Annotated in this window: 16 protein-coding genes; all 16 read left to right on the top strand. The window is 62.9% G+C overall.

Features of this window, described 5'->3' with window-relative positions; translation table 11 throughout:
* The first annotated feature begins 18 nt into the window (after positions 1-18).
* Positions 19-834: a CDP-alcohol phosphatidyltransferase family protein gene (locus ABWP09_RS05615; RefSeq protein WP_353204162.1), complete on the top strand. Its 816-nt coding sequence runs from the start codon at positions 19-21 to the stop codon at positions 832-834.
* Positions 835-1,254: 420 nt separating this feature from the next.
* On the top strand, positions 1,255-2,100 hold the full coding sequence (gene rpsB, locus ABWP09_RS05610; protein WP_353204161.1) for a 30S ribosomal protein S2: 846 nt from the start codon (positions 1,255-1,257) through the stop codon (positions 2,098-2,100).
* Positions 2,101-2,185: 85 nt separating this feature from the next.
* Positions 2,186-3,121, top strand: coding sequence for a translation elongation factor Ts (gene tsf / locus ABWP09_RS05605; protein ID WP_353204160.1), 936 nt, complete (start codon positions 2,186-2,188; stop codon positions 3,119-3,121).
* A gap of 207 nt (positions 3,122-3,328) precedes the next feature.
* Positions 3,329-4,003: a UMP kinase gene (gene pyrH / locus ABWP09_RS05600; protein ID WP_502959762.1), complete on the top strand. Its 675-nt coding sequence runs from the start codon at positions 3,329-3,331 to the stop codon at positions 4,001-4,003.
* A 2-nt stretch (positions 4,004-4,005) separates the two neighbouring features.
* Entirely contained in the window at positions 4,006-4,563 is a 558-nt protein-coding gene (gene frr / locus ABWP09_RS05595; protein ID WP_353204158.1) for a ribosome recycling factor, read from the top strand.
* Positions 4,564-4,646: 83 nt separating this feature from the next.
* Positions 4,647-5,315 (top strand): polyprenyl diphosphate synthase, encoded by a 669-nt coding sequence (gene uppS / locus ABWP09_RS05590; RefSeq protein ID WP_353204170.1) that lies wholly within the window; start codon positions 4,647-4,649, stop codon positions 5,313-5,315.
* Positions 5,316-5,338: 23 nt separating this feature from the next.
* Positions 5,339-6,112 carry a phosphatidate cytidylyltransferase gene (locus ABWP09_RS05585; RefSeq protein WP_353204157.1) on the top strand — a complete coding sequence of 258 codons (774 nt, stop codon included), beginning with the start codon at positions 5,339-5,341 and terminating at the stop codon, positions 6,110-6,112.
* A gap of 11 nt (positions 6,113-6,123) precedes the next feature.
* Positions 6,124-7,305 (top strand): 1-deoxy-D-xylulose-5-phosphate reductoisomerase, encoded by a 1,182-nt coding sequence (locus tag ABWP09_RS05580; protein ID WP_353204156.1) that lies wholly within the window; start codon positions 6,124-6,126, stop codon positions 7,303-7,305.
* Complete coding sequence (rseP, locus tag ABWP09_RS05575; RefSeq protein WP_353204155.1) at positions 7,302-8,435, top strand: RIP metalloprotease RseP; 1,134 nt, start codon at positions 7,302-7,304, stop codon at positions 8,433-8,435. The genes ABWP09_RS05580 and rseP overlap by 4 nt, the downstream gene beginning before the upstream one ends.
* A gap of 67 nt (positions 8,436-8,502) precedes the next feature.
* Complete coding sequence (bamA, locus tag ABWP09_RS05570; protein WP_502959761.1) at positions 8,503-11,286, top strand: outer membrane protein assembly factor BamA; 2,784 nt, start codon at positions 8,503-8,505, stop codon at positions 11,284-11,286.
* Complete coding sequence (locus ABWP09_RS05565; RefSeq protein WP_353204154.1) at positions 11,286-12,026, top strand: OmpH family outer membrane protein; 741 nt, start codon at positions 11,286-11,288, stop codon at positions 12,024-12,026. Before bamA ends, ABWP09_RS05565 begins: the two co-directional genes overlap by 1 nt.
* 10 nt (positions 12,027-12,036) lie before the next feature.
* On the top strand, positions 12,037-12,516 hold the full coding sequence (gene fabZ, locus ABWP09_RS05560; RefSeq protein ID WP_353204153.1) for a 3-hydroxyacyl-ACP dehydratase FabZ: 480 nt from the start codon (positions 12,037-12,039) through the stop codon (positions 12,514-12,516).
* 91 nt (positions 12,517-12,607) lie between these two features.
* Positions 12,608-12,841, top strand: coding sequence for a 50S ribosomal protein L31 (rpmE, locus tag ABWP09_RS05555; protein ID WP_188446745.1), 234 nt, complete (start codon positions 12,608-12,610; stop codon positions 12,839-12,841).
* An 83-nt stretch (positions 12,842-12,924) separates the two neighbouring features.
* A complete protein-coding gene (locus ABWP09_RS05550; protein WP_353204152.1) occupies positions 12,925-13,251 on the top strand; it encodes a PilZ domain-containing protein in 327 nt (108 codons plus the stop codon).
* A gap of 437 nt (positions 13,252-13,688) precedes the next feature.
* Complete coding sequence (locus ABWP09_RS05545) at positions 13,689-14,849, top strand: FAD-binding domain-containing protein (RefSeq protein ID WP_353204151.1); 1,161 nt, start codon at positions 13,689-13,691, stop codon at positions 14,847-14,849.
* A 365-nt stretch (positions 14,850-15,214) separates the two neighbouring features.
* On the top strand, positions 15,215-15,445 hold the full coding sequence (locus ABWP09_RS05540; RefSeq protein WP_353204150.1) for a MerR family transcriptional regulator: 231 nt from the start codon (positions 15,215-15,217) through the stop codon (positions 15,443-15,445).
* Positions 15,446-15,852: the final 407 nt, after the last annotated feature.

Here is a 15,852-nt window from a genome sequence, read left to right as displayed (position 1 = left end):
CACTCCGGTGCGGCGGCCATGAATCGGCGTTTGCGCCGCCGGACGGCGCGTGGGCTTCCTTTGCGCGCGGTCGCCCCGAACGCGGTCACCGCGCTGGCCTTATGCTCGGGCCTGACCGGCATTCGCTTTGCCATTGCCGGGCAATGGGAAACCGCGGTGGTGATGGTGATGATCGCGAGCGTGCTCGACGGGATTGACGGTCGAATCGCGCGGATGGTGCGCGGCGAGAGCCGCTTTGGCGCCGAACTCGATTCGTTGTCCGATGCGATTTCGTTCGGCGTGTCGCCCGCGTTGATTCTGTATCTCTGGTCGCTCCAGGATTTGCCGCGGGTCGGCTGGCTGATCGCGTTGGTGTTTGCGGTGTTCTGCGCGCTGCGCCTTGCACGGTTCAATGCCGCGATCGATGTCGCGGATCAGCCGCACAAATCGGCGGGCTTCCTGACCGGGTCACCCTCGCCGGTGGGGGCGGGACTTGCCATGCTGCCAATGTATTTGTGGTTCTGGACCGGTCTCGACCTGTGGCGGTCGCCGCTCATCGTCGGGCCATGGGTTGCGCTGATGGCGGTGCTGATGGTGTCGAGCGTCGCGACCTATAGCTGGTCGTCGCTGAAGCTCCGCCACAACATCCGCTTCGAGGCGATCGCCGTCGTCGTATTGCTGGGCGCTGCGCTGATCTCGGCGCCGTGGCACACGCTGACCTTCCTGGGCGTGGCCTATCTCGCGACGCTGCCGTTCAGCATCGCGGCCTATCGGCGCGTCAAGCGGCTGCGCGCCACTGCGGGCGAGACACAGACGTCACTGTCCGGGTCCGCGCGCGAAGCCGAGCTTCGCTGACGATAAAGACCGCAACGGCAGGGGAGACCGGGTCAACACCATCGCGCAGAAGGGCGACGATCCGCGGCAGGGCAGGTACCAGCGTCAACCAGAACACCGCAACGCTCGCCGCAAACGCGCTTGCGAAAACCAGAAAACCGACCAATGCCATCTTCCCACTCCATCCTTCACGGTGACGGGTTACGTTGTCGCAACCGGCGCGTGCGGGAACGGTTCTTTGTTCCGCCCACAAACATGATATGTTCCTTTTACGTTCCGTCTGTCAAGGATCATTACGCAGTTGCGTTTCCTGAGCGCTTCCGCTATCGGAGGTGCCTGCACACCGCATGGGAAGCCCATACAGCCGGTGTCCGTCCGGGGTTTTACCCTGATCAACGGATTACTCGCTTCCCAGAGGATCAACCGGAAAGGAACTCTCTTATGGCGGCACCTGTCGTCTCCATGCAGCAATTGCTCGAAACGGGCGCGCACTTCGGCCACCAGACGCATCGCTGGAACCCGAAGATGAAGCCCTACATCTTTGGCGACCGTAACGGCGTCCACATCCTCGATCTGTCGCAGACCGTGCCGTTGTTCGCGCGCGCGCTCGAATTCGTTGCCGCCTCGACCGCCGCCGGTGGCAAGGTCTTGTTCGTCGGCACCAAGCGCCAGGCGCAGGAGCCCGTCGCAGAAGCAGCGCGCCGTTCGGGCCAGCACTTCGTCAACCATCGCTGGCTGGGCGGCATGCTCACCAACTGGAAGACGATTTCGGGGTCGATCAAGCGCCTCAAGACGCTCGAAGAGCAGCTTTCGGGCGACACGCACGGCCTGACCAAGAAGGAAGTGCTCCAGCTCACGCGCGAGAAGGACAAGCTCGAACTGTCGCTCGGCGGCATCCGCGACATGGGCGGCATTCCCGACGTGATGTTCGTGATCGACGCGAACAAGGAAGAGCTGGCGATCAAGGAAGCCAATACGCTCGGTATTCCGGTCGTCGCGATCCTCGATTCGAACGTCTCGCCCGACGGCATCGCTTTCCCGGTTCCGGCCAACGATGACGCGAGCCGCGCAATCCGCCTGTATTGCGAAGCGATCGCGATCGCCGCGACGCGTGGTGGTAACGAGCAGCTTGCCCGTCGTCAGGACATCGGGTCGATGGAAGCGCCGCCCGCCGAGGAAGCGCTGACCGTGGCTCCGGAAGCACCTGCTGCCGAAATCACGCCAGCCTCCGACGCCGCGCTGCAGGCCGAGATGGTCGCCGAGGCCGAGCGCCAGATCGACGCATAAGCGTCTCCGAACTGACATGTAGGCGGGGTAGGGCGTTGGCCCCGCTCCGCCTATATTCGTTTTTTTCAGATAGAAGGATTTTGACATGGCCGAGATCACGGCAGCAGCAGTGAAGGACCTGCGCGAGAAGAGCGGCGCGGGCATGATGGATTGCAAGAAGGCGCTGACCGAAGCCGCCGGCGACATGACCATCGCAATGGATTGGCTGCGCGCCAAGGGCCTTGCCGCCGCCGCCAAGAAGTCGAGCCGTACGGCCGCTGAGGGCCTGATCGGGGTCGAAGTGTCGGGCACCAAGGGTGCCGCGGTCGAGGTCAATTCCGAGACCGATTTCGTCGCGAAGAACGAGCAGTTCCAGACCTTCGTCCGCGACGTGACCTCGGTCGCGCTTGAGCTGGGCGATGACATGGACACGATCAAGGCGGCACACCTTGGCGGCAAGACCGTCGAGGAGATCCTGACCAACAACATCGCGACGATTGGCGAGAACCAGAATCTGCGCCGCGCAAAGCGCCTCGAAGTGACGCAGGGTGCGGTCATCCCGTACATTCACAATGCGGCGGCACCCGGCCTCGGCAAGATCGGCGTGCTGGTCGCGCTCGAGAGCGATGCCGATCACGACGTGCTGCTGCCGCTTGGCCGGCAAATCGCAATGCACATCGCCGCGGCGTTCCCGCTGGCGCTCAACGAAGACGGCCTCGACCCCGAGATCGTCGCACGTGAGCGCGCGATCGCGACCGAAAAGGCGTCGGAGAGCGGCAAGCCTGCCGACATCGTCGCCAAGATGGTCGATGGCGCGATTGCGAAATATTGCAAGGAAAACGCGCTCGTCAGCCAGCTGCTGGTGATGGACGGCAAGACCAAGATTTCGGACGTCGTTGCCAATGCCGCCAAGACGGCCGGCAAGTCGATCGAGCTCAAGGATTATGTCCGCTTCCAGCTCGGCGAAGGCATTGAGAAGGAAACGAGCGACTTCGCCGCCGAAGTCGCCGCAGCGTCGGGCGTGCCGCAGCCGGTCGCCTGACCGTCTCGCTTCGCCGTCTATCCAGGGGCTGTGCCGGTAACGGTGCAGCCCTTGTCGCATCGGGCATCCGTGATCTGCACGGTTTCCGCGCTTCCAATCCCGGCGTGCCGCAGATAAGGTCCGCAGCGCCCACCTGCTACAGCCTGGAACCCCGTGACGAACCCCTGCTATAAACGTATCCTGCTGAAATTGTCGGGCGAAGTCCTGATGGGTAGCAGCGGTCTCTCGATCGATCCCGACGTCATCGCCCGCGTCGCCGCCGAAATCGCCGATGTGAAGCATCAAGGCTACGAACTGTGCGTCGTCGTGGGTGGCGGGAACATTTTCCGCGGCATTTCGGGCGCGGCACGCGGCATGGATCGCGCGACCGGCGATTATATGGGTATGCTCGCGACGGTCATGAATGCGCTTGCGGTGCAGAATGCGCTCGAGCAGATCGGCGTCGAGACGCGTGTGCAATCGGCGATCCCGATGGCATCGGTCTGCGAGCCCTTCATTCGCCGCCGCGCTGAACGGCATCTGGAAAAGGGCCGGATCGTGATCTTCGCCGCCGGCGTCGGTAGCCCGTTCTTCACGACCGATAGCGGTGCCGCCTTGCGCGCCGCCGAAATGAAGTGCGACGCGCTGTTCAAGGGCACTTCGGTTGACGGCGTCTATGACGCCGACCCGAAACTCATCCCGACGGCAAAGCGCTTTGACACCGTTAGTTACGGTACCGTCCTCGCGCAGGACCTGAAGGTCATGGATGCGAGCGCGATTGCCTTGTGCCGCGACAACAATATTCCGATCGTCGTTTTCAACATCCGCGAATCCGGCAATCTTGCCGCGGTTCTGCGGGGTGAGGGCGTTTCGACGACGGTCCAGCCCAGCATAGGAGAATAACCATGGCCGCATATGAAAAGGCCGATCTCGAACGCCGCATGGCAGGGAGCGTGGAGGCGCTGAAGGGCGATCTTCAGGGTCTGCGCACCGGTCGCGCATCGATATCGTTGCTCGATCCGGTAACGGTCGAAGTCTATGGCGCGCAAATGCCGCTCAACCAGATCGCGACCGTGTCCGCGCCCGAGCCGCGGATGCTGTCGGTGCAGGTGTGGGACAAGAGCAATGTCGGCCCGTGCGACAAGGCGATCCGCTCGGCCGGGCTCGGGCTCAACCCGATCGTCGATGGCACCACGCTGCGCCTGCCGATCCCGGATCTGACCGAGGAACGTCGCAAGGAACTCGCCAAGCTGGCTGGCAAATATGCCGAGGAAGCGCGCATCGCAGCGCGCAACGTGCGCCGTGACGGGATGGATTCGCTGAAAGTCGACGAGAAAAAGGGCCTGTTCGGTGAGGATGAGCGCAAAAAGCTCGAGACCGAAGTCCAGAAGCTGACCGACAAGACGATCGCCGAGATCGACGCCGCGGCGACCGCCAAGGAAAAGGAAATCCTCGGCAAGTGAGGCCGTTTGCCGCCTCGGCCGCCGATCCGGCGATCGCGCCAGCGCGGGGGGCAGATCCGCTCCCGCGCCATGTCGCGATCATCATGGACGGCAATGGCCGCTGGGCGAAAAAACGCCATTTGCCGCGGATCGCCGGGCATCGTCAGGGGATCGAAGCCGTCCGCCGCGTCGCGCGCGCGGCCCGCACGCTGGGGATCGAAGCGCTCACGCTCTACGCTTTTTCGAGCGAGAATTGGCGGCGGCCGGAGGAAGAGGTCAGCGACCTGATGGGGTTGCTGCGGCATTTCATCCGGAACGATATCGACGAATTGGTGCGCGACAATGTCCGGCTGCGGATCATCGGCGATTACCGCCGCTTCACGCCCGATCTGGTCGAACTGCTCGATAATGCCGTCGCGCGCACCGCGGTGAATGACGGGCCGATCCTGGTGATCGCGCTCAATTACGGCGCGCAGGCGGAGATTGCGGCGGTGGCGCGGCGCATGGCCGAACGCGCCCGCGACGGTTTGCTCGATCCGGCGACGATCGACGAGGCGATGTTCGAAAACGAACTCGAAACGCGCGATTTACCGCCGCTCGATTTGCTGATCCGCACATCGGGCGAGGTCCGGCTGTCCAATTTCCTGTTGTGGCAGGCGGCCTATGCCGAATTGCTGTTCGTCGACACGCTATGGCCCGAATTTGACGGCGACACGCTCGCACAGGCGATTGCCGCATTCGGGCAGCGGCAACGGCGGTTCGGCGGTCTGTGACGTCGCAAGTCCCGCCGAAAGGCATGTCCAACCTGATGCTGCGCGTGCTAGTCGGGGTCGTCCTGATCGCCGTCGCGCTGGCGGCCGTGTGGTTCGGCGGGATTTCCCTCTGGCTGTTGTGCGTGGTGCTGGGCATCGTGATGATGGGGGAGTGGGCTGACCTCCACGCCACCCCGCCCTCGACCAAGCGGCTGTCGCAATATGCGCTGTCGGTGCCGTTGGCGGTGATGATGCCGGTGCTCGGGGTCGGTCCCGGCTTTTTCGCGCTCGGGCTGCTGGCCGGGGCCGCTTTCTTCGTCATCATCACGACGCGGCGGAGCAGCCTGGCACGCGGTATTCTCTATGTCGGGCTGCCGATCATGGCGCTGCTGCTCATCCGGCGGCAGGAGGAAGGGATCGTCTTCACGATCTGGGCGCTTGCCTTGGTGTGGGCGTGCGATATCGGGGCCTATGCCGCCGGGCGCTTTATCGGTGGTCCTAAGCTCGCGCCGACGATCAGTCCGAACAAGACCTGGGCGGGGCTCGCCGGGGGCGTGCTGCTCGCCAGCGTGTTGGCGGGCTTTCTGCACTATCGTTACGGCCTTGCGCTCCGCCTGACGCTGGCGACGCCCGTGCTCGCCGTCCTGGCGCAGGGCGGCGATTTGTACGAAAGCTGGCTCAAGCGGACGGCCGGGGTCAAGGATAGCGGGACACTGTTGCCCGGGCATGGCGGCGTGCTCGACCGGCTTGACGGGCTGGTGCCGGTGGCGCCGGTCGCGGCATTGCTGGTGCTGTTGCCAAAATTCTATTGGTGGTGAAAACAGTTCCGATGAAGTCGATTACAATTTTGGGGGCAACCGGGTCGATTGGCACGTCGACACTCGATCTGGTCGAGCGCGCGCCCGACCGGTTCGAAGTGTTCGCGCTGACCGCCAATTGCGATGTCGCGCGCCTTGCCGCGGCGGCGATCCGCACGCGCGCGAAGCTCGCCGTGGTCGCCGACGAGAGCTGTCTCGACGATTTGCGGGCGGCACTCGCCGGGACCAATATCGGCTGCGCGGGCGGGCGCGACGCGGTGATCGAAGCGGCGCGCCTTGGTGCCGACATTACGATGGCGGCGATCGTCGGCTGCACCGGGCTTGAGCCAACGATGGCGGCGATCGCGGGCGGCAAGACCGTGATCATCGCGAACAAGGAGCCATTGGTTTCGGCCGGCGATGTCGTGCTGGCGGCGGCCAAGGCGTCGGGCGCGACGCTGCTTCCGGCCGATTCGGAGCATAATGCGATCTTCCAATGCTTCGACGCGCGCCGGCCCGAGCGCGTTCGGAGGATCATCCTGACGTGCAGCGGCGGGCCGTTCCGCAAGCTTTCGACCGACGCGATGCGCGGGATGACGCCCGAACAGGCGGTTGCGCACCCCAATTGGTCGATGGGCGCGAAAATTTCGGTCGATTCGGCGACACTGTTCAACAAGGGGCTCGAACTGATCGAGGCGGCGCGGCTGTTTCCGGTGCCGCACGACGCGATCGAAATCGTGATCCATCCGCAATCGGTGATCCACTCGCTGGTCGAATATGTCGACGGTTCGACACTCGCGCAATTGGGTCCCCCCGACATGCGTGTGCCGATCGCCTCGTGCCTTGCCTGGCCCGACCGGATGGCGACGCCGATGGCACCGCTCGATCTGGTCGCAATCGGGCGGCTCGACTTCGAAGCACCTGATCCGCTGCGCTTCCCCGCGATTCGCCTGACACGGGACGCTCTGAACGCGGGCGGGGCGCGGCCGGCGATCCTCAACGCCGCGAACGAGATTGCGGTCGCCGCTTTTCTTGATAAGCGCATCGGCTTCCTCGAAATTGCCGCAATCGTCGAAGATACGCTATCGGTATATGATCCGGCCGCGCCGGGGACATTGGGCGATGTCCTCGCGGTCGATACCGAAGCACGCAGCATAGCGCGTCGGCTGATCGCGGTTCGCAACGGGGCGTTTTTGAAGGATACCGTCGCTTGAGCCAATCACCTGGCCTGTTGCTCACCCTCCTGGCGTTCGCGCTGGTGCTCGGGCCGCTGATTTTTCTGCATGAGTTGGGGCATTATCTCGCCGGGCGCTGGTTCGGCGTAAAGATCGATGCGTTTTCGATCGGCTTCGGCAGGGAGCTGTTCGGCTGGACCGACAAAAGCGGCACACGCTGGAAATTCAGCGCCTTGCCGCTTGGCGGTTATGTGAAGTTCGCCGGCGATCTGAACCCCGCAAGCGTGCCCGATCCGGCATGGCTGGAATTGCCGCCCGAGGACCGCGCGCGCAGCCTGCAGGCGCGCCCGGTGTGGCAGCGCGCGATCATCGTCGCGGCGGGGCCGGTGATGAATTTCATCGTTGCGATCGTGATCCTCGCCGGGATGGCGATGGCGTACGGCGTCGATGCGACGCCCGCCACGGTCGGGCTGGTCCAGCCGGGCAGCGCAGCGGCGGTGGCGGGGATCCAGCCCGGGGACAGGATCACCGCGCTTGGCGGGCGCGCCGTCGCGACCTTCTCCGATCTGGCGAGCTTCACCGTTATGCGCCCGAATGAGCGCGTTGGCGTATCGCTCTTGCGCAATGGTCAGCCCGTCGAAATCGACGTGACGATCGGCGCGCTGACGCAAAAGGACCGGTTCGGCAACGAATCGAAGATCGGGCGCTTGGGGATTGGCCCCGGCGCGCCCGCGCTGCGCAAGGTCGGCTTGCTCGAAGCACCGGCGGCGGGTGTGCGCGCGACGGTCGAGGCGTTGCAAGGGACGGTCGACGGACTTGGCCAGATCATTTCCGGCCGGCGTTCGGTCGAAGAATTGGGCGGGCCGCTGCGGATCGCGAAAATGTCGGGTGAGACGTTGTCTTTGGGCACGCCCTATCTCATTTGGTTCATCGCGATGATCTCCATTAATCTGGGATTCATCAACTTGTTGCCAGTCCCCTTGCTCGATGGCGGCCACCTGTTTTTCTACGCGATCGAGGCGATCCGGCGCAGGCCAGTCCCGCCGCACGTGCAGGAATGGGCGTTTCGCGGTGGTTTGGCGGCGATTCTGGCGTTGATGGTGACGGTGACGTTCAATGATCTTGGCGCGTTTGGCTTGTGGACGACGCTGCGCGGGTTGATCGGTTGACGCAGGTAAGGCAGGGCGGGCCGAGAGTTTTCGGCCACACGGAATTTTCTCCGACTTGGGGTGGGATGTGACAGCGATCAAGGTTTCAAATTTCGGGGCACGGGCCACCGCCGTGCTGCTTACCGGCACGATGCTGGCGGGCCTGCCCGTGGCTGCGTCGGCGCAGACCACCGGACAGCCGACCGCGCCGGCGGCGCAAACGGCGCCTCCGCCGCCCGTCGCGATACCGCTGGCCGCCCCGGTCACGCGCACGATCAAGTCGCTCCGCGTCGAGGGCGCACAGCGGCTCGAGCCTGAGACGGTGCTGTCCTACACCAAGCTCCGCAGCGGTCAGGCCTATACCAACGAGACGCTCGATCAGGCGCTCAAGGATCTGATCGCGAGCGACCTGTTTGCCGACGTGACGATCAGCGGCGTCGAGAGCGGCGACATCGTGCTGCGCGTGCGTGAAAATCCGGTGATCAACCGCGTGATCTTCGAGGGCAATAAGCGCCTGAAGGAAGACAAGATCAAGAAGGAGGTGAAACTCGCCCCCCGCCAGATCTTCACGCGCACCGCCGTCCGTCAGGACGTCGCGCGGATCGTCGAGCTCTATCGCCGCCAGGGCCGCTTTGCCGCCGTGGTCGAGCCGAAAATGGTCAATCTCGACCAGAATCGCGTCGACGTGATCTTCGAAGTCAGCGAAGGCCCCAAATCCAAGGTCCGCCAGATCAACATCCTCGGCAACGAGGTCTATTCGGACAATAAGCTGCGCGAGCAGATGGCGACCAAACAGGCGCGCCTCATCACCTTGCTCAGCTCGAACACGAGCTACGATCAGGATCGCCTCGCCTACGATCAGCAGAAATTGCGGCAATTCTATCTCACCGAAGGGTATGCCGATTTCCGCGTAACCTCGGCGGTCGCGGAGCTGACTCCCGATAAGAAGGACTTCATTATCACCTATGTGGTGGAGGAGGGTAAGCGCTATAAATTCGGCGATGTGACGGTCGACAGCGACATTCGCGATTTCGACAATAAGAAGCTCGCGGCGAATCTCGGGATCAATAAGGGCGATTGGTACAACGCCAAGAAGGTCGAGACGTCGGTCGATTCGCTGAGCGAAGCGGCCGGCCTGTTCGGCTACGCCTTTACCAATGTGAACCCCGACTTCCTGCGCGACAAAGAAACGCTGACGATGGGGATCAATTTCCACATCGCCGAGGCGAAGCGGTCGTATATCGAGCGGATCGACGTCAACGGTAACACGCAGACGCAGGACAAGGTGATCCGTCGCGAAATCCGCCTGGCGGAAGGCGATGCGTTCAACAGTTTCCAGGTCAAGCGCTCGCAGGACCGGATCAACTCGCTCGGATTTTTCCAGGACAAGTTCGAGATCAAGCAGACGCAAGGGTCCGCGCCCGATCGGGTCGTGCTGACCGCCAATGTCGAAGAAAAATCGACCGGCGAATTGTCGCTGTCGGCGGGTTTTTCGAGCCTTGAGCGCTTCATCATCCAGGCGTCGATCCGGCAGCGCAATTTCCGCGGCAAGGGCCAGGAATTGCGCGCGAGCGTGAACTATTCGACCTATTCCAAGTCGGTCGAGCTGGGCTTTACCGAACCGTATCTGTTCGACAAGAATATCGCGATCGGCGGCGATATCTTCCGGCGCGATTATAATGCGTTCAACTTTATCGGTAACCAGCGCCAGACAACCTACACGCAGGTGTCGACCGGGTTCCAGATCCGCTCTGGCGTTCCGCTGACCGAATATGTTCAGCTCGCGGCCCGCTATGGCCTGTCCTACGATCAGGTCGGCCTTGACCAGAATTCGTATTTTTCGCCCAATCCGGTGACCGGCGCACTGTCGTGCGATCCGATCAAGGCCGGACGCTATCTGTGCGACGCAATCGGCAACCGCGTCACGTCGTCGGTCGGCTATTCGCTGATCTATGACAGCCTCAACAGCCGCCTGCGCCCGTCGGCCGGGCAGCGCGCGATCATCAGCCAGGACTTTGCCGGCCTCGGCGGTGACGTAAAATATATCCGCACGAAGTTCGAAGGATCGAAATTCGTCAATATTGGCAGCGGTTTCATCGCCTCGCTCAACGTCGAGGGCGGGTATATCCGCTCGCTCGAAAAGAGCCGCGGGGAAGGGATCGACAAGGTCCGCATCACCGACCGCTTCTATCTCGGCGAGCCCGATTTCCGCGGCTTCGACATTCGCGGCGTCGGCCCGCGGATTCAGCGGATTCAATACACCACCGACGCGACCGGGAATCAGACACTCGTCACCGACCGCACGCAGTTCGTCGACGATGCGCTGGGCGGGCGGGCTTATTATCTCGGCAAGCTCGAGCTTGAAATCCCGCTGCCATCGGGTGCGCGCGAGCTTGGCTTGCGGCCGTCCATCTATGTGCAAGCGGGCGCACTGTTCGGGATCACGCGTCCGCTGCCGACGATCGGGCTTTGCGCGACCGGCACCACGGGGAACAATTGCTTCGCGACCGTCAATGGCGTCGTGCAGCCGCTGGTCACGACCGTCTTGGCGAGCAACGGCGCGCCGTTCTACACCGTGCCGGGCATCGACGCGACCAACCCGCTGCAGGTCACGACCTGCGCAGTCGGCTATTCGGCAACCGTGGGCGGGCCTTGCGTCGGCTCCTCGACCAACACGCTCTATACGAGCTCGCAGGCGCCGTTCCTCGAACGCTTCGTTGGCGATTCGCCGCGGCCGCGTATTTCGGTCGGCGGTGGCGTGAACTGGAACTCGCCGTTCGGGCCGCTGCGCATCGATCTTGCCTATGCCCTGCTCAAGGACAAAGGCGACGACACCAAACTTATCACTTTCAACGTAGGGACACAGTTCTAATGAAGATGTATCAGACATTCCTGCTGGGCTGCGCGGCGATCGCGCCGGCTTTCCTGATCGCGGGCACGGCGCAGGCGCAGGTCGGCGGCGTCGCGATTTCCGATCCCGAAACCGTCATCCTGACCGCCAAGGCGCTCGATGCCGCCAATCAGACGATCGGCACGACCTACAAGGCGCAGCTCGACCAGGCCAATGCCCGTCAGACCGCGCTGCAGGCCGAGCTCGCCACGATCGGCGCGCCGCTCGACCTCAACAAGGACAAGCGCTTGTCGGAAGACGAGATTGCGGCCGCGCAGCGCTCGAACAGCCCGATCCTCGCCAAGCTCGAAGCTGCGCAGAAGGCCGGTCAGGCCGATGCGGCGCGCCTCAGCGCGCCCGCCACGCTCGCCCAGGCCTATGCGATCGAGCAGATCTCGCAGCGCTATGCGGCCGCGGTAAAGACCGTCGTCGAGGCCAAGAAAATCAGCTTGTTGCTGTCGGCTGGTACGGTGCAGTATAATGCGCCCGCGGTCGATGTGACCGACGATATCAAGGCCGCGCTCGACGCCGCTGCGCCGACCGTGCCGGTCACGCCGCCCGCGGGTTACCAGCCGAGCCAGCAGACGCAGCAGCTGCAGCAGCAGTTCCAGCAGCTTGTCTACCTCGCCGCCGTCCGTCGCGCGCAGCAGCAGGCCGCTGGTGGCGCGCCCGCCGCACCGGGTGCGAAGCCCGCGCCGGCCAAGCCGCCGGTCGGCCGCTGAGCCACAATCGGTGAGCGAAACGGCAGATCGCGGCGCGCTTGGCCCGCTTGATATCGCGCGGGTCATGGCGGCGCTGCCGCATCGCTATCCGATGCTGTTGGTCGACCGAGTCGAGGAGCTGATCCTCGACCGGTCGATCACCGCGATCAAGGCGGTGACGATCAACGAGCAATTCTTTCAGGGGCATTTCCCGGGACGTCCGATCATGCCTGGCGTGCTGATCATCGAAGCGATGGCGCAGGCCGCGGGGATCCTCGCGGTCGAATCGCTTGGGCTCGCCGGCTCGGGCAAGCTCGTTTACTTCATGGCGATTGACGGGGCGAAATTTCGTAAACCGGTCGAACCCGGCGTGCTGCTCAAGCTCGACGTCGAGTTCGTGCAGAAGCGTTCAAGCGTGTGTAAGTTCGCCGGTCGCGCGACGATCGACGGACAATTGGCGGCAGAAGCCAATTTTACCGCGATGATCGCCGATCCGCCCAAAGCGGGCTGAGACCGACAAGAGTTGCGTGATGCGCGCCCCTCTGATATGGGCCGCGCCTTCGCTGCTGGTCGGTAACCAGCGGCTTACCCGGAGAATAGACGTGAAAAAAGGCATTCACCCCGATTATCACACCATCACGGTGCAGATGACCGACGGCTCGCAGTTCCAGACCCGCACGACGTGGGGCAAGGAAGGCGATTTGATGACGCTCGACATCGATCCGCTGGCGCATCCAGCGTGGACCGGCGGGCGTGGTACTATGCTCGACGCGGGCGGCCAGGTGGCGCGCTTCAACAAGCGTTTCGGCGGCATGTCGGCGATCGGCAAGAAGTAAGCGGCCTGCCGCGTCGTTAACGGCGCGTTAGCGATACGGGCATAGGATTTCCTTCTCGCAGGTGTTGCGGGAAGGGACATCCCATGTTTGCTGCCGAATTCGAGCCTGCGATAAAACCCGACCGTCGTCGCAGCCGGCGCGCGCCGACTTCGCTCGACGCAAAGCTCGGACGTGACGGCCTCGATCGCGCCTTGTGCAAGGTGACCAACGTGTCGCTGCACGGCGCCAAACTCCATACCTATTCACCGATGGAAAAAGGCGCGACGATCTGGCTCACCTTGCCGCGTCTGGGGCAGGTCATGGCGACGATCATGTGGGTCGACGATTTCGAGGCCGGCTGCCAATTCTACGATCCGCTCGATGACCATGCCTTCGCGAGACTCGTCGGGGCAAATGCCGAGTTCGAATGAACGGCCCAGATCGACTGTGTAAGCAGCGACGGCTGTTTCTCCGATGAGCGCCGGAGTGGCAGTCGCGGGACCAGCCGCTGCGTGCCGCCGCATGGGCCGTTCAGTGGTCAGAGGCGGGGAGGACCTGCCGCTTCCCAGGCGCGCCGTCGCATGTCGGCACCAGCCCCAAAGCTTTTAATAGGTGATACCAAAAAGAGGGCACGGGGTCGTCTTGCTGCGCGGATCGGACCTCAGGTTCGTCTGCGCCTTCACGCGAAAGTGCGCGCGGATCTCGGCGTCTCGATCGCGAAACAGCCAGCGCCTGATAGTCGACGCGTCGCCAGCGGGACAGCGCTTGTCATGACTGAAAATTGCCATTCAGCATGCGCCACTGGAGTGCCGATCTCGATCTCCCTCCGCGCTGTTACCGCCGACGTAAACCTGATACCGTTCCTTTTATGTCCCAGATCTTTCACCCTTCACGAGCCGCTGGATTGGCTGCGCTCGACGCTTTTGTGCCGCGCGCCGGGCGCCGCTACAGCGAGGCGCGTAATTTTGATGATGGACCGGGCAACCGGTCGAATATCTCGATGCTATCACCCTATATCCGACATCGAATCATCACTGAGCAGGAGGTGATCAGGCGCGTCCTTGCCCACCACCGTTTCGTTGATGCGGAGAAGTTCATTCAAGAAGTGTGCTGGCGCACTTATTGGAAGGGCTGGCTCGAAATGCGGTCGTCGGTGTGGGCGGTTTATCAGACCGATATCGCCACTTTACCGCGGTCAGCCGCCTACCACGCCGCCTGCGCGGGTGAGACCGGTATCGACTGTTTCGACGCGTGGGCGGTAGAATTGAAGGAAACAGGCTACCTCCACAATCATGCGCGGATGTGGTTTGCGAGCCTGTGGATTTTCACGCTTGGCTTGCCCTGGCAATTGGGGGCAGATTTCTTTTATCACCATTTGCTTGATGGCGATCCCGCCTCGAACACGCTGTCATGGCGTTGGGTGGCGGGGTTACAGACCGCGGGGAAAACCTATCTCGCCCAAGCCGACAATATTTTCAGATTTACCAATGGCCGCTTCAATCCCACCGCCTTTGCGCAGTCAGCCGGGCCACCAAGCGAGGGGCCAGTTGCAGCCGTACCGATAAAAGCCAATCCGCCGCTCCCAACGGGTGCTGTCGGCTTGCTGCTCACCGAGGAGGATTTGCACCCGGAGAGCCTCGATCTTGGCGGAATGCACATCACTGCTGTGGCGGCTTTGCCAGCGATTGCGAACCGGGCCGACGCTGTCACCAGATTTGCCCATGATGCGCTCGGCGAGGCGCTGTTGCGGAACGCCGCTTTGTCGCGATCCTCTTCGGTGATGATGCAAACGGTCGACAGCGACAGCTTGATCGCGTGGGCACAAGCACATCAGCTCAAGGTCATCGCGACTGCTTATGCGCCAGTTGGCCCGATCAGCGACCGGTTGGCAATCCTTGTCCCCGCGCTTGCAGCGGCGGATATCGCCCTCGTGCCCATCCGCCGTGAGTGGGACAGCGCCGCTTGGCCGCACGCAGCCAAGGGCTTCTTTGCGTTCAAGGATAAAATACCGGGATTGATCGGCGCATGACGGTGTAAAAGAAGTTTACAGTCCGTTCTGTCGGCCGAGCGAATAAAACGACTGCAAAGGCCAGCATGGCCGGTTCTTTGCCCCTCACAATATGCCACCGAATCTGTCGTGGCCACGTCTCCCCAATGGCCCATCGCCTCCGACTCGACGGGGGCAAAGGGGACCATGCCGAGAGCCGCTACATGAACGCTGCGACGTCGCCGCATGGCATCGCCGTAGGATGACCGGGGTGCGACGTTTTCGTGCGCGCGGGCAACAGGATCGCGCGGTTACTATTCCATCGCGCTCGGTTTTCGACCGCCAGCGCAGTCAGTCGCTTGGTAACACGCGCTATTATTCACAACACATCCGCCAACGACGATGTCATGGAACCAGAAAAAATCGCCGAAAGCCCAGCAACCATCATCGCGTATCGTATCCCCGAGGCTTCCCGAGACCCGGGGGTGGGGCGTATCACCCTATACAAGCTGATCAGCGGGGGCGAGTTGCCGACCGTTAAAATCGGCACCCTAGGCCTGATCCGTCGCATCGATCTCGACAACCTACTGGGCCGCAACCTCGTCACCGCACGCAGTCGGCCCGGCCGTCCGGCTTGAACGTGAGTTCCAGGCGACTGATCCGGAGCTGAATGGCCGGGATTGGGTTGAAAATGGCCCGCCGGACGCTTTGGATTATCGGCGCGATTTAAGCTGCCGTTTGTTTACAACGCCACCCGATCAGGTTTACTTCAATCGCGTCCTTGCGGCATGAGACTGGCGGACGCTCCAGTTAGCGATCGTGCCGAGCTGTTCACATAAACCGTGTCCCGTTTATTGCCTGCGTCGGTTTCGCGATACGGAGTGCATGGCATGCTTGTTTCTGCATATTAGTTGGCCGCCAACTTCTTATCATATCAACGAGCCGCTTGATTTGACGAACACACGCCGCGCGCACGCCCCAGCGACGCTGTAAGCGCAGCGAAATTTACTCCCTGAAGGGAATGGAAAACTCCTGCCGCCCCTTC

This window comes from Sphingomonas sp. (assembly GCF_040398505.1).
Classification (GTDB): domain Bacteria; phylum Pseudomonadota; class Alphaproteobacteria; order Sphingomonadales; family Sphingomonadaceae; genus Sphingomonas.
This window is presented reverse-complemented; position numbering and strand designations above follow the sequence as displayed.